This is a genomic window from Pseudoalteromonas piscicida (assembly GCF_000238315.3).
GTDB classification, from domain to species: Bacteria; Pseudomonadota; Gammaproteobacteria; order Enterobacterales; family Alteromonadaceae; genus Pseudoalteromonas; species Pseudoalteromonas piscicida.
In genome coordinates, this window is record NZ_CP011924.1 from 3,652,467 (window position 1) to 3,675,000 (window position 22,534).

Annotated in this window: 17 protein-coding genes, 1 tRNA gene and 1 pseudogene (1 of these 19 running past the window's edge); 15 read left to right on the plus strand and 4 right to left on the minus strand. The window is 44.6% G+C overall.

Annotation, left to right across the window (positions count from 1 at the left end):
- Positions 1–10 precede the first annotated feature (10 nt).
- The 4 genes from cysN to PPIS_RS25430 form a co-directional block, all read right to left on the minus strand.
- Entirely contained in the window at positions 11–1,426 is a 1,416-nt protein-coding gene (gene cysN, locus PPIS_RS16690) for a sulfate adenylyltransferase subunit CysN (RefSeq protein ID WP_010376236.1), read from the minus strand.
- Positions 1,426–2,325, minus strand: coding sequence for a sulfate adenylyltransferase subunit CysD (gene cysD / locus PPIS_RS16695; RefSeq protein ID WP_010376235.1), 900 nt, complete (start codon positions 2,323–2,325; stop codon positions 1,426–1,428). The genes cysN and cysD overlap by 1 nt, the downstream gene beginning before the upstream one ends.
- A 42-nt stretch (positions 2,326–2,367) precedes the next feature.
- Positions 2,368–3,789 (minus strand): siroheme synthase CysG, encoded by a 1,422-nt coding sequence (gene cysG, locus PPIS_RS16700; RefSeq protein WP_010376234.1) that lies wholly within the window; start codon positions 3,787–3,789, stop codon positions 2,368–2,370.
- 284 nt (positions 3,790–4,073) lie between these two features.
- On the minus strand, positions 4,074–4,256 hold the full coding sequence (locus tag PPIS_RS25430; protein WP_081629159.1) for a hypothetical protein: 183 nt from the start codon (positions 4,254–4,256) through the stop codon (positions 4,074–4,076).
- A gap of 147 nt (positions 4,257–4,403) precedes the next feature.
- Here PPIS_RS25430 and deoC point away from each other — a divergent pair, with 147 nt between their 5' ends.
- From deoC to tuf, 15 genes and pseudogenes are all read left to right on the plus strand, one after another.
- Entirely contained in the window at positions 4,404–5,153 is a 750-nt protein-coding gene (gene deoC / locus PPIS_RS16710) for a deoxyribose-phosphate aldolase (protein ID WP_010376233.1), read from the plus strand.
- Positions 5,137–5,637, plus strand: coding sequence for a hypothetical protein (locus PPIS_RS16715; RefSeq protein WP_010376232.1), 501 nt, complete (start codon positions 5,137–5,139; stop codon positions 5,635–5,637). Before deoC ends, PPIS_RS16715 begins: the two co-directional genes overlap by 17 nt.
- Positions 5,638–5,733: 96 nt before the next feature.
- A tRNA-Trp gene (locus PPIS_RS16720) sits at positions 5,734–5,810 on the plus strand.
- Between the two features lie 133 nt (positions 5,811–5,943).
- The gene (secE, locus tag PPIS_RS16725; protein WP_010376231.1) at positions 5,944–6,321 is read left to right on the plus strand and encodes a preprotein translocase subunit SecE; all 378 of its coding nucleotides are present in this window, start codon (positions 5,944–5,946) and stop codon (positions 6,319–6,321) included.
- A gap of 4 nt (positions 6,322–6,325) precedes the next feature.
- A complete protein-coding gene (gene nusG, locus PPIS_RS16730) occupies positions 6,326–6,883 on the plus strand; it encodes a transcription termination/antitermination protein NusG (protein WP_010376230.1) in 558 nt (185 codons plus the stop codon).
- 167 nt (positions 6,884–7,050) lie between these two features.
- Entirely contained in the window at positions 7,051–7,479 is a 429-nt protein-coding gene (gene rplK / locus PPIS_RS16735; protein WP_010376229.1) for a 50S ribosomal protein L11, read from the plus strand.
- A 6-nt stretch (positions 7,480–7,485) separates the two neighbouring features.
- Positions 7,486–8,190 carry a 50S ribosomal protein L1 gene (rplA, locus tag PPIS_RS16740; RefSeq protein WP_010376228.1) on the plus strand — a complete coding sequence of 235 codons (705 nt, stop codon included), beginning with the start codon at positions 7,486–7,488 and terminating at the stop codon, positions 8,188–8,190.
- A gap of 337 nt (positions 8,191–8,527) precedes the next feature.
- Positions 8,528–9,022: a 50S ribosomal protein L10 gene (rplJ, locus tag PPIS_RS16745; RefSeq protein WP_010376227.1), complete on the plus strand. Its 495-nt coding sequence runs from the start codon at positions 8,528–8,530 to the stop codon at positions 9,020–9,022.
- Between the two features lie 71 nt (positions 9,023–9,093).
- On the plus strand, positions 9,094–9,456 hold the full coding sequence (rplL, locus tag PPIS_RS16750; RefSeq protein WP_010376226.1) for a 50S ribosomal protein L7/L12: 363 nt from the start codon (positions 9,094–9,096) through the stop codon (positions 9,454–9,456).
- 350 nt (positions 9,457–9,806) lie between these two features.
- Positions 9,807–13,832, plus strand: a complete 4,026-nt coding sequence (rpoB, locus tag PPIS_RS16755) for a DNA-directed RNA polymerase subunit beta (protein WP_010376225.1) — start codon at positions 9,807–9,809, stop codon at positions 13,830–13,832.
- Between the two features lie 109 nt (positions 13,833–13,941).
- Positions 13,942–18,123: pseudogene (rpoC, locus tag PPIS_RS16760) on the plus strand (DNA-directed RNA polymerase subunit beta').
- A 350-nt stretch (positions 18,124–18,473) separates the two neighbouring features.
- Positions 18,474–18,848 carry a 30S ribosomal protein S12 gene (gene rpsL, locus PPIS_RS16765; RefSeq protein ID WP_010376221.1) on the plus strand — a complete coding sequence of 125 codons (375 nt, stop codon included), beginning with the start codon at positions 18,474–18,476 and terminating at the stop codon, positions 18,846–18,848.
- Positions 18,849–18,949: 101 nt separating this feature from the next.
- On the plus strand, positions 18,950–19,420 hold the full coding sequence (rpsG, locus tag PPIS_RS16770) for a 30S ribosomal protein S7 (RefSeq protein ID WP_010376219.1): 471 nt from the start codon (positions 18,950–18,952) through the stop codon (positions 19,418–19,420).
- Between the two features lie 27 nt (positions 19,421–19,447).
- Complete coding sequence (fusA, locus tag PPIS_RS16775; RefSeq protein WP_010376217.1) at positions 19,448–21,562, plus strand: elongation factor G; 2,115 nt, start codon at positions 19,448–19,450, stop codon at positions 21,560–21,562.
- 57 nt (positions 21,563–21,619) lie between these two features.
- A protein-coding gene (gene tuf, locus PPIS_RS16780) for an elongation factor Tu (RefSeq protein ID WP_096040887.1) crosses the window boundary here: on the plus strand, positions 21,620–22,534 show its 5' portion. 270 nt of this gene lie beyond the right edge of the window; only the first 915 of its 1,185 coding nucleotides appear in the window; the start codon lies at positions 21,620–21,622; its stop codon lies off the right edge, out of view.

Below are 22,534 nucleotides of genomic sequence, written 5' to 3' on the forward strand. Positions count from 1 at the left end.
CTAAATTGCATTATTTTAGCTTCGAAATATCAAGCGCTTGCCAATGAGGGAAGTGCTTGCGAACTAATGCATTAAACTCAATCTCAAATTCACTAAACTGACTTGAGGACGTTGCTGTTGCTGCTTCAACCGTTTCCACCATACCCGCACCTATGGTTAGGTTTGATAGGCGATCAATTAAGATAAACGAGCCAGTTTCACGATTATTTAAATAATCATCCGCAACGACATTTTCTGTCAGCTCGATGGTCACGATAGCAATTTCATTTAATGACAATGAATCGGCTTGGCCGTGCTCAAGTGTATTCACATCGATAGTGTGCTCGATATTTTTCACGATTGCCGCGGTTTTCTTGCTACCCAATTTAAGGTTATAACTTTTACCCAATTGTAGTGGTGTTTCGTGCATCCATACCAGCTTAGCAGTGATCTGATTCGTCACCTGAGCAGTCGACTCTACAGGCACTATCACGTCGCCACGACTCACATCGACTTCATCTGCTAGGGTGATAGTGAATGCTTGTCCGGTTTCCACTTGAGTTAGATTGCCATCAAAAGTCACGAGTTCTTTAATGGTTGAAGTTTTACCTGATGGCAATACTTTAACCGCTTGGCCAACGCTTAAGCTACCAGAGGTTAATGTGCCTTGGAAACCACGAAAGTCTAGATTAGGACGCACCACATATTGCACCGGGAATCGCGCTTCAAAACCATGATTAGGCTCTGCTGCTGGAGAATCTTCCAGCAGTTCCAGCAATGGTTTGTCTTGATAATAAGGCGTTTTTTCTGAGCGGTTTACAACATTGTCGCCTTTAAGTGCTGACATTGGCACAAAGCGAATATCTCGTACGTTCAGTTGCTCAGCAAACTTCAAATAGTCGGCCTTTATGCGCTCAAATACGGCCTCATCAAAGTCAACAATATCCATCTTGTTTATCGCGACAACGAACTGTTTGATACCCAGTGAATCACAGATAAAGCTATGGCGTTTTGTCTGAACTTGGACACCATAACGGGCATCGACAAGAATAATGGCCAAATCACTGGTCGAAGCACCCGTAACCATATTACGTGTGTATTGCTCGTGTCCTGGCGTATCGGCAATAATAAATTTACGCTTCGCAGTTGAGAAATAGCGGTAAGCCACATCAATGGTAATACCTTGCTCACGCTCTGCTTGTAAGCCATCAACAAGTAACGCTAAATCTAGATCTTCACCCGCATTGCCGACTTTTTCATTGTCTTTGTGTAGCGCAGCTAATTGGTCTTCATAGATTTGATGGCTATCGTGCAGCAAACGGCCGATCAGCGTTGATTTACCGTCATCTACGCTGCCGCAGGTCATCATGCGCAACAAACTCTTGTCTTGCTGACGTGCTAAGTAGGTTTCAATGCCTAATTCTTTCACTTCATTTGCTGTTGACATTAGAAATACCCCTCGCGCTTTTTCTTCTCCATTGACCCTGACGAATCGTGATCAATCACTCGTCCTTCACGTTCTGACGACGTAGATAACAACATTTCTTCGATAATTCCGGTAAGTGTATCGGCTTCTGATTCAACAGCCCCCGTTAGTGGGTAACAGCCTAGCGTTCTGAAGCGTACTGATTTCATTTCAGGCACTTCACCTTCTGCAAGTGGCATACGGTCATCATCGACCATAATTAACGTTCCGTTACGCTCGACAACCGGTCTTGGCTTCGAGAGGTAAAGTGGCACTATCTCAATACCTTCTTGGTAGATATATTGCCAAATATCGAGCTCTGTCCAGTTTGATAATGGGAAAACTCGAATGCTTTCGCCAGGGTTCACTTGACCATTATACGTATTCCATAACTCCGGACGTTGGTTTTTAGGATCCCAGCGATGGTGTTTATCTCTAAATGAGTAAACTCTTTCTTTTGCGCGAGATTTTTCTTCATCACGGCGGGCACCACCAAAAGCCGCATCAAAACCATATTGATCTAGCGCTTGCTTAAGGCCTTGTGTTTTCATGATATCGGTATGCTTAGATGAACCATGAACAAATGGACTTATGTTCATCTCTAGCCCTTCTGGGTTTTTGTGCACAAGCAGTTCAAATCCATACTCTTTTGCTAATCTATCGCGAAACTCGATCATTTCTCTAAATTTCCAATTGGTATCAACGTGGAGTAGAGGAAAAGGGATCTTCGCAGGGTAGAAAGCCTTACGAGCAAGATGAAGCAGTACCGACGAGTCTTTACCAATCGAGTACAGCATTACCGGGTTTTCAAACTCTGCGGCAACCTCTCGGATGATCTTTATGCTCTCAGCTTCGAGTTGCTGGAGATGGGTTAAAGCCATGATTAATGTCCTACTTATAAATTTAACTATCTGTGACGGTTATTACGCGACTTGCGTAATGGGTTGAGCAAAGCTACTGATTTGATTGTTCTTATTAAACCAAGCTAATTGCTCATGTAATGCTGCTACTTCACCAATAATCAATAGTGCTGGCGACTGAATATCATGCGCAGTAATAGTCTGTGCAAGTTGATCTAATTGTGTTCTTACTACACGCTGAGATTTGCGCGTGCCATTCTCAACAATTGCTACAGGTGTACTCGGCGAGCGCCCATGAGTGATTAATTGCGCCTGAATGTGCGGCGATTTAATCACTCCCATATATACAGCAAGCGTTTGATTCGCCTTAGCTAAGCCTTCCCAGTCAAGTTCTTGTCCATCTTGTTTGCAATGCCCAGTCACAAATTGAATAGCTTGAGCATGATCTCTATGGGTTAATGGGATACCAGCGTATGCGCTACATCCTGCTGCTGCAGTAATGCCAGGAACAATTTGATATTTCACGTTATTCTCGGCTAATACCTGAACTTCTTCGCCACCGCGACCGTAAATAAATGGGTCGCCGCCTTTTATTCTACAAACCTTTTTACCTTGTTTGGCTAAATCAACCAAAATCTCGTTGGTGTGTTCTTGTTTAACACTATGATTACCGGCTTTTTTGCCCACGCAGATTAAATCAGCGTCACGACGTACAAGATCCATAATTTCGTTTGAAACGAGGTAGTCATAAACCACAACATCGGCTTGTTGCATTAGTTGTAATGCTTTAAGCGTTAGTAGCTCTGGGTCGCCAGGACCTGCACCGACGACATAAACTTCGCCTTCGGGTGAAGGAGTGCTTTCTAGCATGGCTTCAAGTTGAATTTGTGCATTTTCATTGTTACCAGCTTGTACTTCACTTACCACATTTGAATCAAAGACGGATTCCCAAAACTGACGGCGGTCAGCAAAGTGTTTAAAACGCGCTTTCGCTTTGTGTCTGAATTGACCAACAAGCGTTGCCAGCGGACCAATATGCTGTGGAATAAGGGTTTCTAACTTCTCTCGTAACCGTCTTGCAAGGACGGGGGCAGTTCCAGCACTGGATATGGCAATCGTTATAGGGTTTCTATCCACGATTGACGGAAAAATAAAATTACACTTTGGTTGGTCGTCGACTACGTTAACGAAAAGGTTTCGCGCTTCAGCAAGCTCTGCCACCTCTGCATTTACGGCTTCAATATCCGTTGCCGCAACGACTAACATAGCATTGTCTAGGTCTGATGCATCAAATGGCTTATATCGAAGTGCAACGCTTGCATCGGCTGCTAGTGATAAAAGCTCAGTGCAAAACTCAGGTGAAACCAAAGTGACTGCTGCATTGGCTTTTAAAAAGGCGCGGCACTTTCTCAGCGCAACCTCACCACCACCTACAATCAATACAGGTTTATTTTCTAGTTTGGTAAAAATTGGCAAGTATTGCACGATAACCTCTGCTAAACATCACGATGGTTGATATCAATATTGATTGATATCAGTAATAGAGCGCAGCATATAGAGTTGCAAATGTGGGAAAAAATAATTTAAACCGACTCAATATAACCAAAAGTTATAAAGAAAGCGGTTAAATCTTACTTTCTTTATATTTCATGGGGTTAGCTTAAGTTTTTGCTGTGATTTGACGATTATAGTGTTTGGTTATGAGATATTCATTTAATGAACAATAGTAAAAACCGTATCCGACAGGTAATTGTATGCGGACATTTGTCCTATTGTTGGTGCTGCTGTATGCATTTAACTAGGGCCTGTTGACCTTTGCTGTTTGATTTTTGTTCTCCTGAGTGGGTTTTGGTCGCGGCGCTCGATTTGCCGCCTAGTAATCTAGGCAAAAGTGGAGCAACAATGAACAAAGCGCACTCAGGTGAACCCAAAGGGCAGCACTTGATTGGCATTTCTACTGTGTTATCGCCTGACTCACATAGAACGACTATGCTACGCAGGCTCTGCCTTGTATAAATACCAATCAAGCCGCCGCAAAAACAAACTTGAAAGATAAACAGGCCCTAGGCTTATTACATAGAATGAAAAGGAACACGGTAATGACTTTACAATCTGATGCTCGGTTGTCGCTGAGTTTAATGGATTTGACCTCTTTGAAAGAGGACGATACGCCGGCAAGTATTCTCGCGTTATTGAATAGCATTAACCCTGATATTGGACTACCAGCGGCTATTTGTGTGTATCCGCAGTTTGTGACGTTAGTAAAAGAAGAGTTGGAAAAGCGTGAGTGGTCGCAGATAAAAGTAGCAACGGTGACCAACTTCCCATCGGGAGAGCAAAAGCTCCAGCAGGTCGTTGCACAAACTCATTTAGCAATCGCAGATGGTGCCGACGAAATTGATCTCGTGCTTCCTTATCAGCAGCTGATGGCGGGTGATCCAGATACACCTTGGCAATATGTGCATTCAAGCAAGCTTGCTTGTCAAGGTAAAGCAAAGCTCAAGGTCATCATTGAAAGTGGCGTATTGGCCAAACCAAAGCTCATTGCGGAGGCCGCGCAGCTTGCCATTATGGCGGGCGCGGACTTTGTTAAAACAAGTACAGGAAAGGTTGCTGTCAATGCTACACCAGAAGCGGCTGAAGTTATCCTTAAGACAATCAAAAGCAGTGGTAAATCGGTTGGATTTAAAGCGGCCGGTGGAGTAAAGTCAGTAGTAGAAGCGCAGCGATATTTACGATTGGCCGAAGAAATTATGGGGGCCGAGTGGCTCAATGCCAAGAATTTTAGATTCGGTGCTTCAAGCCTATTGAGTGATGTAGCAGTGGTTGTGAATGGACAGAGCGAGTGAAGCAGAAAAGATAAAACTTGAGCATGACGCGGCTAAACTGTTTTTACGCAGTTATGAAAAGCAGTTTGCAGTGCATATGCGCCATATTTGGCACAATGAGCCCAATAAACCGGATGTCAGTTGTTATCAGGGAAAAACACAGCTTGATATCGAAATAGCCCATTTTTATGCCAGTGAGAAAGAAGCGATGGCTGTGCTTGGGCGTCCGCTATCTCTCTCCACGCAAAGAGAGCTGGCTGTAATGAGCCAAGCCGCTGACTCCGATCAACTGAGTATCGGTTTGCAGCGGCTGCTCAATCAAAAAGCCAAAAAACACTATGATTCACAACGTGTTTGGTTGTTAATTCGAAACGCCAGCCCCATTTATCATCTTGACGATTTTAAGCGCTTAAAAGCCACTTGGGAGATCCCTGATTGTCACCCATTTGAGCAAGTTTGGGTGCTTTGTGATTTTTATCACGGAGATTTATTGCGTCTTTTCTGAAGACGTCGCAAAACCAAGTTTAGATTAAATGTTACTTTGCATATCTTTTACACTTGTTTTCGTTTGCTTCGTCAGTATAATGGGCATCCACTTTGCAGGGGCGTAGTTCCAATTGGTAGAACAGCGGTCTCCAAAACCGATGGTTGCGGGTTCGAGTCCTGCCGCCCCTGCCAATTCAGCAACAAGTCCACATTTAAAATAACGTGACCCAAAACCACTTAAGTCGCTTATTTGTAAATTTGGATTGAATGGATTTACCCTGTTCTATGCAGGGTTGTTGTGTCTGTATTTAAGGTAAAATTGATTATGAGCACTAATGTTGAAAACTCGTCGAGCTCGATGGACACGGTAAAGTGGCTAGCTGCTATTGCACTTCTAACTGGTGCCGTAGTTGGTAATTATCTATATGCCGATTTATCTGTTTTAGTACGCGCTGTTGGCGTAGTTGCAGCTATCGCTGCGGCTTTGGGCATTTTGGTAACGACTGAAAAAGGCCGTACCTTTATCGCTTTTGCTAAAGAATCACGTATTGAAGTACGTAAAGTTATCTGGCCAACGCGTCAGGAAGCGACTCACACTACTTTCATCGTGATCATTGCAACGGTGATTATGGCATTAATCCTATGGGGATTAGATGGTATACTTTTCCGTGCAGTAGGCTTTTTAACTGGATTGGAGATCTGATCCCATGTCGGATGAGAACAAAGAAAAGAAATTACGTTGGTACGTGATCCAAGCGTTTTCAGGTTTTGAAAAACGCGTAGCACAAACCATTATCGAGCATATTAAAATCGAAGGGTTAGAAGACCTATTCGGTGAGATCCTTGTGCCGACTGAAGAAGTGGTTGAAATGCGTGCAGGTCAGAAACGTAAATCTGAGCGTAAATTCTTCCCTGGCTATGTATTAGTTCAAATGGTAATGGACGATGCGTCTTGGCACTTGGTGAATAGCACACCGCGTGTAATGGGCTTTGTTGGTGGTACGTCAGACCGTCCAGCACCAATCAGTCAAAAAGAAGCGGATCGTATTCTTAACCGTCTGCAAGAAAATGCTGAAGCACCGAAACCTGCTACTTTATTTGAGCCGGGTGAAGTGGTTCGTGTTACAGATGGTCCATTTGCTGACTTCAACGGTGTGGTTGAAGAAGTGGATTACGAAAAGAGTCGCCTGAAAGTATCGGTACTTATTTTCGGTCGTTCAACGCCTGTAGACCTAGAATTTGGTCAGGTTGAGAAAGACAAATAAATTCTAACTTGAAAAAGTTGTCAAAGGCCGCTGATTAATCTATAATCAGCGGCCTTTTTGTTGTACGCAAAAATATGCGGCAAAAAGACTGAATTTTTTAACTGGGAAGCCGTTTGAGTACGCGTCCTCGCGCGCACGAGGCAAAGACCCACAATTGAGGTATTATCATGGCTAAGAAAGTTGAAGCTCTAATCAAGCTACAAGTTGCTGCTGGTATGGCTAACCCTAGTCCTCCAGTAGGTCCTGCACTAGGTCAACACGGTGTAAACATCATGGAATTCTGTAAAGCGTTCAACGCACGTACAGAGTCTATCGAAAAAGGCGCACCTGTTCCTGTTGTTATTTCTGTTTACAGTGACCGTTCTTTCACTTTTGAAATGAAGACTCCACCTGCGGCATACCTTCTTAAAAAGGCTGCTGGTATCAAGTCTGGTTCTGGTCGTCCTAACACTGAAAAAGTTGGTACAGTTACTCGTGCTCAACTTGAAGAGATCGTTGAGACGAAACGTCCAGATCTTACTGCTGCTGATATGGACGCAGCTGTACGCACGATTGCAGGTTCTGCACGTGCAATGGGCTTGAACGTAGAGGAGTAATTGAGAATGGCTAAATTAACTAAGCGTATGCGTACTATCCGCGAGAAAGTGGATGCGACTAAAGAGTACGAAATCAACGAAGCTGTTGCTCTTCTAAAAGAACTTGCTACTGCTAAGTTCGTTGAAAGTGTTGACGTTGCTGTAAACCTAGGTATCGATGCTCGTAAATCTGACCAAAACGTACGTGGTGCAACTGTACTACCTCACGGTACTGGTCGTGATGTACGCGTAGCGGTATTCACTCAAGGTGCAAATGCTGAAGCTGCTAAAGAAGCTGGTGCTGATTTAGTAGGTATGGAAGACCTTGCAGAGCAAGTTAAAAAAGGCGAAATGAACTTTGACGTTGTTGTTGCTTCTCCAGATGCAATGCGCGTTGTTGGTCAACTAGGTCAAATCCTAGGTCCACGTGGTCTTATGCCTAACCCTAAGACAGGTACTGTAACGCCTAACGTTGCAGAAGCTGTTAAGAACGCTAAAGCTGGTCAGGTTCGTTACCGTAACGATAAGAACGGTATCATCCACACTACTATCGGTAAAGTAGACTTTGACGCTAACCAACTTCAAGAAAACCTTGAAGCGCTAATCATCGCGCTTAAGAAGGCTAAGCCTTCTACTGCAAAAGGTACTTTCGTGAAGAAAGTAAGCATCTCTACTACGATGGGTGCTGGTGTTGCTTTAGACCAAGCTACTCTAAATACTCAAGTAGTATAATTTAGAGTTTAGCGTTTACATGGCGTAAAAATTAGACTATAATTTTGCGCCATTTTGTAGAGAAGTGTACTTCTTTACAAAGCAAAGAATTCGGGTTGAAGCGCATAATTTCGAAAATTGTTTCCATCATGGTCTACAATGAATCGATAAATTGCGCTTCCGTCCAAGACCGTAGGTGGCTTCGGCCTTAATCGTCCTACGTAGACGGTGTGAATCCCAGCTAGATTTTCCTAATCTTCTGGCTCTCGCCGTAAAAAGCATCTCTGCTAAAGTTTTTAGCAGGGTAGAGTAGAACTGAAAAACATGTTTGTTTTTCTATAAACCAGGAGTAACACCCATGGCTTTAAATCTTCAAGACAAAAAAGCAATTGTTGCTGAAGTCAACGAAGCTGCCAAAGGTGCTCTTTCAGCAGTTGTTGCTGATTCTCGTGGTGTAACAGTAGGTGCAATCACTGCTCTTCGTAAAGAAGCTCGTGAAGCTGGTGTATGGATGAAAGTTGTTCGTAACACCCTAGCTAGACGTGCGGTTGAAGGCACTGATTACGAATGCCTTAATGAATCACTAGTTGGTCCAAGCCTAATCGCTTTCTCTTCAGAGCACCCTGGTGCTGCTGCGCGTATCTTTGCAGATTTCGCGAAAAAGAACGAAGCATTTGAGCTTAAAACTGCTGCATTCGAAGGCAAAATCGTTGACGTAGATATGCTTGCTAAGCTACCTACTTACGACGAAGCTGTTGCACGCTTAATGAGCGCTATGAAAGAAGCGTCTGCTGGCAAATTGTGTAAAACAATTGAAGCGGTACGTGTACAGAAAGCTGAGCAAGCTGCTTAATCTAAGCAACGCTCCTTTCTTTAATAAATTTTTTGAACCGCATGGGTTCGTAAATAATTAGGAAATTTGAAATGTCTGTAACTAAAGACCAAATCCTTGACGCTATTGCTGAAATGTCAGTAATGGAAGTTGTTGAACTAGTTGAAGCTATGGAAGAGAAGTTCGGTGTAACTGCAGCTGCTGCTGTTGTTGCTGCTGGTCCTGCTGAAGCTGCTGAAGAAAAGACTGAGTTCGACGTAATCCTAGCTGCTGCTGGCGGTAACAAAGTTGCTGCAATCAAAGCGGTACGTGGCGCAACAGGTCTAGGCCTTAAAGAAGCTAAAGCTCTAGTTGAGTCTGCTCCTGCACCTATCAAAGAAGGTGTATCTAAGGAAGAAGCTGAAGCTCTTAAGAAAGATCTTGAAGAAGCTGGTGCTCAAGTTGAGATCAAGTAATCTAGCTCCCGCTAGGTTCGCTGCCTGAGAAATCAGGCAAGGGCTGGTGATTATTTAATCACCGGCCCTTTTGCGCTATAGAGATATGCATTTCTATCGTGCATAAATCTTCGAATTTCACTGTAATTTTCAATAACTTAGAAGTTTTTGTTGAAAATCGCAATGGCATTTGAAGTAACACTGATTTGATGACATTAACGATTTGAATATAGCCTGAATTGTGCTCATTTAAGCCGTTAGTTAAGCAAGTTAGTGTGACAATTTAGATGTTGTTATCATGGCTTAGATGCCAGTGAAGTCTGTTCAATTTTGGACAGGTTGGGTCAAAGATCAGCAAGCTGAGGAACCCCATGGCTTACTCTTATTCTGAAAAGAAACGTATCCGTAAGGATTTTGGTAAACGTCCACAGGTTTTGGACATACCTTTCCTACTGCAAATGCAGTTGGAATCGTTCGATAAGTTCATTGCGCCTGATGCCGATGGCGATACTGGATTGGAAGCTGCTTTCCGTTCTGTATTCCCTATCAAGAGCTACTCGGGCAACTCTGAACTTCAATACGTCAGTTATCGTATTGGCGAGCCAGTATTTGACGTTAAAGAATGTCAAATTCGCGGTGTGACATATTCTGCTCCACTTCGCGTTAAACTACGTCTTGTGCTAATGGACAAAGATGCACCTGGCACAGTCAAAGACATAAAAGAGCAAGAAGTTTACATGGGCGAAATCCCGCTCATGACAGACACCGGTACTTTTGTAATCAATGGTACTGAGCGTGTTATCGTTTCTCAGCTACACCGTTCACCTGGTGTATTCTTTGATAACGACCGTGGTAAATCACACTCATCTGGTAAAGTGTTATATAACGCACGTGTGATCCCTTACCGTGGTTCATGGCTTGACTTTGAATTCGACGTTAAAGATAACCTTTACGTTCGTATTGACCGTCGCCGTAAACTACCAGCATCTATCATCTTACGTGCACTAGAGTTCACTTCAGAAGAAATCTTGGCACTATTCTTTGAAACGACAAGTTTCGAAGTAAAAGATGGCAAAGTGTTGATGGAACTTGTGCCTTCACGCCTACGTGGTGAAACCGCTGCATTTGATATTAAAGATGCAAACGGTGACGTATTGGTTGAAAAAGGCCGTCGTATTACTGCACGCCACATTAAGAGCATCGAAAAGCAAGGCATCGACACTCTTGAAGTACCGCATGAGTACATCATCGGTCGTGTTGTTGCTAAAAACTATATCGACGAATCAACAGGCGAAGTGATTGCAGAAGCGAACACTGAACTATCACTAGAGCTTATGGCTGAATTGGTGAAAGCGGGTCACTCAAAGATCGATACGCTTTACATCAACGAAGTAGACAGCGGTGCGTACATGTCAGAGACATTACGTGTTGATTCTACTAACAATCGCCTAGAAGCATTGGTAGAAATCTATCGCATGATGCGCCCTGGTGAGCCACCAACAAAAGAAGCTGCAGAAGCGTTATTTGATAACCTATTCTTCTCTGAAGAGCGCTACGACCTTTCAACGGTTGGTCGTATGAAGTTCAATAGCCGTGTTGGTTATGATTCAGATGAGGGTAACGGTACGCTATCTAAAGAAGATATCGTGAGCGTGATGAAGGTATTGATCGACATCCGTAACGGTAAAGGCGATGTTGATGACATCGACCACTTAGGTAACCGTCGTATCCGTTCTGTAGGTGAAATGGCTGAAAACCAATTCCGTGTAGGTCTTGTACGTGTTGAACGTGCAGTACGTGAGCGTCTAAGTCTTGGTGACCTAGATAACGTTATGCCACAGGATTTGATCAACGCTAAGCCAATCTCTGCAGCAGTAAAAGAATTCTTTGGTTCTTCACAGCTTTCACAATTTATGGACCAGAACAACCCGCTTTCAGAAGTAACGCACAAGCGTCGTATTTCTGCATTAGGTCCGGGTGGTCTAACTCGTGAGCGTGCTGGCTTCGAAGTACGTGACGTACACGTAACGCACTACGGTCGTGTTTGTCCTATCGAAACGCCTGAAGGTCCAAACATCGGTCTAATCAACTCGCTATCTACTTACGCGCATACAAACGACTATGGTTTCTTAGAGACTCCATACCGCAAAGTAGTAGACGGTATCGTTACTGACGATGTTGATTACCTATCAGCAATAGAAGAAGGTCAGTTCGTTATCACACAGGCGAATACAACGCTAACTGATGACAACCAATTTGCTGAAGAATTGATTCCATGTCGTTTTAAAGGTGAATCAACCTTTATGCCAAGCGACAGCATTCAGTATATGGACGTATCTCCACAGCAGGTAATCTCTGTGGCTGCAGCGCTTATCCCATTCCTAGAACACGATGACGCGAACCGCGCATTGATGGGATCGAACATGCAACGTCAAGCTGTACCTACACTACGTGCTGATAAGCCGCTAGTTGGTACTGGTATTGAGCGTACACTAGCGAAGGACTCTGGTGTAACAATCGTTGCTAAGCGTGGCGGTATCGTTAAGTATGCTGATGCGAGCCGTATTGTTGTTAACGTTAATGAAGATGAGCGCATCCAAGGTGAAGCGGGCATCGACATCTATAACTTAACTAAGTACACACGTTCAAACCAAAACACGTGTATCAACCAGAAACCAACTTGTATGGTTGGTGAGCCGGTGGTACGTGGTGACGTGCTTGCTGATGGTCCTTCAACAGACCTAGGTGACTTAGCACTTGGTCAGAACCTACGCGTAGCGTTCATGCCTCGGAATGGTTACAACTTCGAGGATTCAATCCTACTTTCAGAGAATGTTGTAAAAGAAGATCGTCTAACGACTATCCACATTCAAGAGCTTCAGTGTATTGCTCGTGATACTAAGCTTGGTCCAGAAGAAATCACTGCGGATATTCCAAACGTAGGTGAGTCTGCACTAGGTAAGCTTGACGAATCAGGCGTTGTATATATCGGTGCTGAAGTGAAAGGCGGCGACATCCTTGTAGGTAAAGTAACGCCTAAAGGTGAAACGCAGCTAACACCTGAAGAAAAGCTACTACGTGCTATCTTCGGTGAAAAAGCGTCTGATGTTAAAGACAGCTCACTACGTGTACCTAACTCTGTATCTGGTACGGTTATCGACGTACAAGTGTTTACGCGTGATGGTGTTGAAAAAGACAAACGTGCACTAGAAGTTGAAGATATGCAGCTTCGCGAAGCGAAGAAAGACTTCAACGAAGAGTTCAGAATCCTTGAAGGCGGTATCCTGACTCACGCTCGTAACCTACTGATTAAATCAGGTATGAGTGAAGAACAGCTTGCTGGCTTTAACACTGAGAAGCTACTAACACAAAGCCTTGCTGATGAAGAGCATCAAGCAGAGCTTGAGCAACTAGCTGCACAGTATGACGAGCTTAAAGCTGACTACGATAAGCGTTTCGAGAACAAGCGTCGTAAGATCACTCAAGGTGATGACCTAGCGCCTGGCGTACTTAAGATTGTTAAAGTATACCTAGCTGTTAAACGTCGTATCCAACCTGGTGATAAGATGGCGGGTCGTCACGGTAACAAGGGTGTAATCTCAACTATCGTTCCTGTTGAAGACATGCCTTACGATGATAAAGGTCGTACTGTAGATATCGTACTTAACCCACTGGGTGTACCATCTCGTATGAACATCGGTCAGATCCTAGAAACTCACATGGGTCTAGCTGCTCGTGGTATCGGTGAACGTCTTGAAGAAATGATGAAAGAGCAACGTGAAATTCACGAGCTACGCGAATTCATCAAGAAAGCTTACGAAATCGGTGACTGCCGTCAGAAAGTAGATATTGCTAACTTCTCTGATGATGAAATCCGTCGCTTGGCAGATAACCTTAAAGGTGGTCTTCCAATCGCAACACCAGCATTTGATGGTGCACGTGAAGCTGAAATCAAAGACATGCTAGAGCTTGGTGGTTATCCAAGAAGTGGTCAGGTAACGTTATATGATGGTCGTACTGGTGATGCATTTGAGCGTCAAGTAGCAGTAGGCTACATGTACATGCTGAAACTGAACCACCTTGTTGATGACAAGATGCACGCGCGTTCAACAGGTTCTTACAGCCTAGTTACTCAGCAGCCGCTGGGTGGTAAGGCACAGTTCGGTGGTCAGCGTTTCGGTGAGATGGAGGTATGGGCACTAGAAGCATACGGTGCTGCCTACACGCTACAAGAAATGTTGACAGTGAAGTCGGATGACGTTAACGGTCGTACTAAGATGTATAAGAACATCGTAGACGGTAACCACAAGATGGAACCGGGTATGCCTGAGTCGTTCAACGTACTGTTGAAAGAAATCCGCTCGCTAGGTATCAACATCGAGTTGGAAGAAATTTAATCCGACCGCCGCAGTGCGCTGCGGCGTTGCATAACTGCAACCGGACTGAAAAGAATGTAGGGGCAAGCATGGCTTGCCCTCAAGATTAACCTCCGACAGGAGAGCTAAGGTGAAAGACTTACTTAAGTTTCTGAAGCAACAAAATAAGACCGAAGAATTCGATGCAATTCGCATTGGTCTTGCTTCGCCAGACATGGTGCGTTCATGGTCTTACGGTGAAGTAAAGAAACCTGAGACAATCAACTACCGTACTTTCAAGCCTGAGCGTGATGGCTTATTCTGTGCCCGTATCTTCGGCCCAGTAAAAGATTACGAGTGTTTGTGTGGTAAATACAAGCGCTTGAAGCACCGTGGTGTTATCTGTGAAAAGTGTGGCGTTGAAGTAACGCTAACAAAAGTACGTCGTGACCGTATGGGTCACATCGAGCTGGCTAGCCCAGTTGCGCATATTTGGTTCTTGAAATCACTTCCGTCACGTATCGGCCTAATGCTAGACATGACGCTTCGTGATATCGAGCGCGTACTTTATTTCGAATCATTCGTGGTTACTGAGCCAGGTATGACTACGCTTGAGCGCGGTCAGCTACTAGGTGAAGAAGAATACCTAGATGCACTTGAAGAGCACGGTGATGAGTTCGAAGCGAAGATGGGTGCAGAAGCTGTACTTGATCTACTTCGTGACCTAGACCTTGGTCAGTTAATCGCTGAAATGCGTGAAGAGTTGCCAACAATCAACTCTGAAACTAAGCGTAAGAAAATCACTAAGCGCCTTAAACTAATGGAAGCGTTCCACCAATCAGGTAACAACCCTGAGTGGATGGTAATGAGCGTGCTACCGGTTCTTCCACCAGATCTACGTCCACTAGTACCACTAGACGGCGGTCGCTTTGCGACTTCAGATCTGAACGACCTTTACCGTCGTGTGATCAACCGTAACAACCGTTTGAAGCGTCTTCTAGACCTAGCTGCACCAGACATCATCGTACGTAACGAAAAGCGTATGCTTCAAGAAGCGGTTGATGCGCTACTTGATAATGGTCGTCGTGGCCGTGCAATTACGGGTTCTAACAAGCGTCCACTGAAGTCGCTTGCTGACATGATCAAAGGTAAGCAAGGTCGTTTCCGTCAAAACCTTCTAGGTAAGCGTGTTGACTACTCAGGCCGTTCTGTTATCACCGTTGGTCCTACGCTGAAACTACATCAGTGTGGTCTACCTAAGAAGATGGCACTTGAGCTATTCAAGCCATTTATCTACGGTAAACTAGAGCGCCGTGGTATGGCGACAACCATCAAAGCTGCGAAGAAGATGGTTGAGCGTGAAGTACCAGAGGTTTGGGATGTACTAGACGAAGTTATCCGTGAGCACCCGGTTTTACTTAACCGTGCGCCAACACTTCACCGTCTAGGTATCCAAGCATTCGAACCTGTACTTATCGAAGGTAAAGCGATTCACCTACACCCGCTAGTGTGTGCGGCGTATAACGCTGACTTCGATGGTGACCAAATGGCTGTTCACGTACCACTGACGCTTGAAGCGCAGTTGGAAGCGCGTGCATTGATGATGTCTACCAACAACATCCTAGCACCAGCTAACGGTGAACCAATCATCGTTCCTTCACAGGACGTTGTACTAGGTCTTTACTACATGACTCGCGATCGTATCAACGGTAAAGGTGAAGGTTTAGTATTTAAAGATGCTAAAGAAGCTGAAAAAGCATACCGTGTAGGTGCTGCTGAGCTTCACGCTCGTGTTAAAGTGCGTATCACAGAAGTGACTATCGACGAAGAAACACGTGAGCGCGGCACGTTAACTCACCTAGTAGATACGACAGTAGGTCGTGCAATCCTTTCATTGAATATCCCTGAAGGCTTGCCGTTTGAACTGATCAACAAACCACTGGGTAAGAAACAAATTTCTGGTCTTCTTAATGAGTGTTACCGTCGTCTAGGTCTTAAAGATACAGTTATCTTTGCTGACCAAGTGATGTATACCGGTTTCCACTACGCGATGAAGTCAGGTGTTTCTATCGGTATCAATGACATGGTAATCCCACCAACTAAAGGTGAGATCATCGATCGTGCGGAAGCTGAAGTTGCAGAAATCAACCAACAGTTCCAATCAGGTCTTGTAACTGCCGGTGAGAAATACAACAAAGTTATCGATATCTGGTCACGTGTAAACGAAAACCTTTCTCGCGAGATGATGGCTAACCTTTCAAAAGAAACGGTTATCAACGCTGAAGGCAACGAAGAAGAGCAACCGTCATTTAACTCAGTGTTTATGATGGCAGACTCAGGCGCTCGTGGTAGTGCTGCTCAGATCCGTCAGCTAGCGGGTATGCGTGGTCTAATGGCACGTCCAGATGGTTCAATCATCGAAACGCCAATTACAGCGAACTTCCGTGAAGGTCTAAACGTACTACAGTACTTTATCTCGACGCACGGTGCGCGTAAGGGTCTAGCGGATACGGCACTTAAGACAGCGAACTCGGGTTACCTAACTCGTCGTCTAGTAGACGTAGCACAAGATTTGGTTATCAATGAATCAGACTGTGGTACCGAAGAAGGTCTAGTAATGAAGCCGCTAATTGAAGGTGGTGACGTTGTAGAGCCGCTTCGTGAGCGCGTATTAGGTCGTGTTGTTGCTGAAGATGTATGTAAGCCAGGTACCACTGAAGTACTTGTTGCACGTAACGTAATGATTGACGAAAAACTGTGTGACCTTCTAGAAGAGCACTCAGTAGACGAAGTTAAAGTACGTTCTGTAATCACCTGTCAAAACGACTTTGGTGTGTGTGCACACTGTTATGGTCGTGACTTGGCACGTGGCCACATCATCAACCCTGGTGAAGCAGTTGGTGTAATCGCGGCACAGTCAATCGGTGAGCCGGGTACACAGCTTACGATGCGTACATTCCACATCGGTGGTGCGGCATCACGAGCTTCTGCAGAGAACAGTGTTCAAGTTAAGAACAATGGTAATCTGAAACTTCACAATGCGAAGTTTGTAATCAATGCTGATGGCAAAATCGTTATCACGTCTCGTTCAACTGAGATCACGATAATCGATGAGCACGGTCGTGAGAAAGAGCGTTATAAAGTTCCTTACGGTGCAGTATTAACTGTACAAGATGGTGCTGACGTTAAAGGTAACGACATTGTTGCTACTTGGGACCCGCATAGCCACCCAATCATCATTGAACATGAGTCAAAAGTATCGTTCAGCGATATCGATGATTCAAACACTGAAGCACAGACTGATGAATTAACTGGTCTAACACGTGTGGTTGTTAAGGATCTTGCGAAAGTAAACGCGAAAGAGCCTAAACTAATCATTGAGAACGAAGAACGTGGTCTTCAAGAGATCCGTCTACCTTCATTCACAACGATTGAAATCACAGATGGTGCAACAGTACTACCTGGTTCGGTACTGGCTCGTATTCCACAAGAAGGTTCGAAGACTCGTGACATCACGGGTGGTCTACCTCGAGTTGCTGACCTATTCGAAGCGCGTAAGCCAAAAGATCCTGCAATTCTTGCAGAAATCACAGGTACCGTTAGCTTCGGTAAAGAGACTAAAGGTAAGAAACGTCTTGTGATCACACCGGAAGAGGGTGATGCATACGAAGAGATGATCCCGAAATGGCGTCAGCTTAACGTGTTCGAAGGTGAGCAAGTGGCTAAAGGTGAAGTAATCGCCGATGGTCCAGAGTCTCCGCACGACATCCTACGTCTACGTGGTGTTACTGATGTATCTAACTACATCACTAACGAAGTACAAGAAGTATACCGTCTACAGGGCGTAAAGATTAACGATAAGCACATTGAGACTATCGTTCGTCAGATGCTTCGTAAGTGTATCATCCTTGATGGTGGTGACAGTGAATTCCTAGTAGGCGAGCAAGCTGAAGTTGCACGTGTAAACATCGCTAACCGTGAACTAGAAATGCAAGGTAAGATCCCAGCTAAGTTTGAAATCCAACTAATGGGTATTACTAAAGCGTCACTTGCGACTGAATCGTTTATTTCTGCGGCATCGTTCCAGGAAACAACACGTGTTCTAACCGAAGCTGCGGTTAACGGTAAGAGCGATGAGTTACGTGGTCTGAAAGAAAACGTAATCGTGGGTCGTTTGATCCCAGCGGGTACAGGTTTCGCATACCATGAAGAGCGCATCAACCGTCGTAAGCAAGGTGAAGCAGCTGTTGAAGAGTAAACAGTAAGTGCTGAAGAGGCAACTCAAGCGCTAACGGACGCACTAAACGCTGATCTACTAGGTGGCAACGAGTAATCCTCGCCATTTAGCGAATTAATTGAAAAGCCGCTGTGTGAATACAGCGGTTTTTTTATGCCTTTTTAACTCGCCGGTCGAATTGCCATCAAAGCGTCACATCAATATGTATACTGCAACAAAGGTTTTTCAATGCAATCGCTAACTTTTGTTAACTTTCAATAGCTTCGCAGACAAAACCATCCGAATTGCATGCATTTACTTAGCGCTGATGACGACTTTTGGTTGACAGGTTAAACTTTGGTCATTAAAATTCGGCCACCCATTTTAGTCGTTCAAGAAAATTGGATTTGACCTAAATGGTAAGATTTTATTTTTCAGTAGTAATTTATTAATTCAGGAGCTATTTAATGGCAACTATTAACCAGCTAGTGCGTAAGCCACGTCGTAGCAAGGTTACAAAGAGCAACTCTGCTGCTCTTAAAGCTTGTCCACAAAAGCGTGGTGTATGTACTCGTGTATATACAACAACACCTAAGAAACCAAACTCTGCATTACGTAAAGTAGCGCATGTACGTTTAACTAACGGTTTCGAAGTAACTTCATACATTGGTGGTGAAGGTCACAACCTACAAGAGCACAGTGTAATCCTAATCCGTGGTGGTCGTGTTAAAGACTTACCAGGTGTGCGTTTCCACACTGTTCGTGGTGCACTTGACTGTGCAGGCGTAAACGACCGTAGACAGGCTCGTTCTAAGTACGGTGCAAAACGTCCTAAGGGCTAATGGTTCTCCGTTAGTAAGGCCAAGCACTTAAGTTTTAAATTTTTATATATTGTTTTGGGAATCCGTGTTTAGCACGGACCTGAAGATACCGGAGAAAGAAAATGCCTAGAAGACGCGTAATAGGTCAACGTAAAATTCTTCCAGATCCGAAGTTCGGATCAGAGCTTCTTGCTAAATTCGTTAACGTAGTAATGCTTGACGGCAAGAAATCTACTGCTGAAAAAATCGTATATGGTGCGCTAGACGTGGCTGCTGAAAAATCAGGCAAGTCGCACCTAGAAATCTTTGAATCTGCACTTGATAACGTTCGCCCACAGGTAGAGGTTAAATCTCGCCGTGTTGGTGGTTCAACGTACCAAGTACCAGTTGAAGTACGTCCAGTGCGTCGTAACGCACTAGGTATGCGTTGGTTGGTTGAAGCTGCACGTAAGCGTGGCGAAAAATCAATGGGTCTTCGTCTTGCTCAAGAGATGATCGACGCTGCTGAAAACAAAGGCACTGCGGTTAAGAAACGTGAAGACGTTCACCGTATGGCTGAAGCGAACAAAGCATTCGCTCACTACCGTTGGTAATCTGCTAACACCCTTTAAGAGGATATTATGGCACGGACAACTCCGATTGAGCGCTACCGTAACATTGGTATATGTGCTCACGTAGATGCGGGTAAAACAACTACGACCGAGCGCGTACTTTTCTATACTGGTCTTTCTCATAAGATTGGTGAGGTACATGACGGTGCCGCAACTATGGACTGGATGGAGCAGGAGCAAGAGCGTGGTATCACGATCACTTCTGCTGCAACGACGTGTTTCTGGAAAGGGATGGATGCTCAGTTTGATGAGCATCGTGTAAACATCATCGATACTCCAGGACACGTAGATTTTACTATCGAAGTAGAGCGTTCATTGCGCGTACTTGATGGTGCTGTTGTTGTGTTATGTGCTTCATCAGGTGTGCAACCGCAAACTGAGACCGTTTGGCGTCAGGCAAATAAATACGAAGTACCACGTATGATTTTCGTCAATAAGATGGATCGTACGGGTGCTAATTTCTTGTCTGTTGTTGAACAAGTTAAAAAACGTCTCGGTGCTACACCTGTGCCTATTCAGCTACCAATTGGTGCTGAAGATGAATTTAAAGGTGTTATTGACCTTATCAAGATGAAAGCGATTAACTGGAATGAAGAAGACCAGGGGATGACTTTCAACTATGAAGAGGTCCCTGCAGATCTTCTTGAGCTTGCTGAAGAATGGCGTTCTCATCTAATTGAGAGCGCTGCAGAAGCTTCTGAAGAGCTAATGGAAAAATATCTTGAAGATGGTGAGTTGAGCGAAGAAGAGATTAAATCAGCCCTTCGCCAACGCACATTGGCCAATGAAATTGTGCCAATGACGACAGGTAGTGCATTCAAGAACAAAGGTGTTCAGGCTGTGCTTGACGCTGTGATTGAATTCATGCCTTCGCCTACTGAAGTAAAAGCTATCCAAGGTGTCTTAGAAGACGAATCCGAAGATACGCGTGAAGCTGACGATGATGCACCGTTTGCGGCGCTTGCATTTAAGATCGCAACCGATCCATTCGTTGGCACACTTACTTTCTTCCGAGTTTACTCTGGTAAAGTTAGCCAAGGTGATTCGGTACTAAATCCTGTTAAAGGTAAAAAAGAGCGTTTTGGACGTATTGTTCAAATGCACTCTAACTCGCGTGAAGAGATTAAAGAAGTTCATGCGGGTGACATCGCGGCTGCTATCGGCCTAAAAGATGTAACTACTGGTGATACACTTTGTGCTCAAGATGCCCCAATTACGTTAGAACGTATGGAGTTCCCTGAGCCTGTAATCTCAGTCGCAGTAGAACCTAAAACAGTAGCTGACCAAGAAAAAATGGGCGTTGCGCTTGGTAAACTTGCAGCAGAAGATCCTTCATTCCGTGTAGAAACGGACGAAGAATCTGGTCAGACGATTATCTCTGGTATGGGTGAACTTCACTTAGATATCATTGTCGATCGCATGAAGCGTGAGTTTAACGTTGTGTGTAACGTTGGTAAGCCTCAGGTTGCATACCGCGAAACTATCCGAGCTTCTGTTGAAGCTGAAGGTAAGTTTGTGCGTCAATCTGGTGGTCGTGGTCAATATGGTCACGTTTGGTTGAAGCTAGAACCAATGGATGTCTCTGATGATGATGCGCCAATATACGAATTCGTTAACGAAATCGTAGGTGGTACAGTACCAAAAGAGTATATCCCAGCGGTTGATAAAGGTATTCAAGAGCAGATGAAGCAAGGTGTTCTTGCCGGTTATCCGCTATTGGGTGTTAAAGCTACCCTGTTTGATGGCTCGTTCCACGATGTTGACTCAAACGAGATGGCGTTTAAGATCGCAGGTTCGATGGGCTTTAGAAAGGGCGCGCTAGAAGCAAGTCCGGTTCTACTTGAGCCTGTCATGAAAGTAGAAGTAATCACCCCTGAAGAAAACATGGGTGATGTAGTAGGCGACTTAAATCGTCGTCGTGGCATAATTGAAGGCATGGAAGAAGCATTTGGTGGCTCGAAGCAAATTAATGCTCAGGTCCCGCTTTCTGAAATGTTTGGTTATGCAACAGACTTACGCTCCGCTACACAAGGGCGCGCATCGTACTCTATGGAATTCCTAAAGTATGCTGAAGCGGCTAAAAACGTAGCTGATGCAATAATTGCAGCTCGCGCTGTTAAGTAATTTTAGTTCGGTCCGGTCTTAGGGCTGGACTTTAATTTCTTTATAGGAAATTTGAAAATGGCAAAAGAAAAGTTTGAACGCGTAAAACCGCACGTAAACGTTGGTACTATCGGCCACGTTGACCACGGTAAAACTACACTAACTGCAGTAATCACTAACGTACTTGCAAAAGTATACGGTGGTACAGCAAAAGACTTCGCATCAATCGATAACGCTCCAGAAGAGCGTGAGCGTGGTATCACAATCTCAACTTCACACGTTGAGTATGACACACCAACTCGTCACTATGCACACGTAGACTGTCCAGGACACGCTGACTATGTTAAAAACATGATCACTGGTGCTGCACAGATGGACGGCGCGATCCTAGTAGTTGCTGCTACTGACGGTCCTATGCCTCAAACACGTGAGCACATCCTACTTTCTCGTCAGGTTGGTGTACCTTACATCATCGTATTCATGAACAAATGTGACATGGTTGACGACGAAGAGCTACTAGAGCTAGTAGAGATGGAAGTTCGTGAACTACTTTCTGAGTACGACTTCCCAGGTGATGACCTACCACTAATCCAAGGTTCAGCGCTAAAAGCACTAGAAGGCGAAGAGCAGTGGGAAGCGAAGATCATTGAGCTTGCAGAAGCACTAGATTCTTACATCCCAGAGCCAGAGCGTGACATCGATAAGCCATTCATCATGCCTATCGAAGACGTATTCTCAATCCAGGGTCGTGGTACAGTAGTAACAGGCCGTGTAGAAGCTGGTATCATCAACGTGAACGACGAAGTAGAAATCGTAGGTATTAAAGAAACTACGAAGACAACTTGTACAGGTGTTGAAATGTTCCGTAAGCTTCTAGACGAAGGTCGTGCGGGTGAGAACATCGGTGCACTACTACGTGGTACTAAGCGTGATGAAGTAGAGCGTGGTCAAGTACTATGTAAGCCTGGTTCTATCAAGCCACACACAAAATTC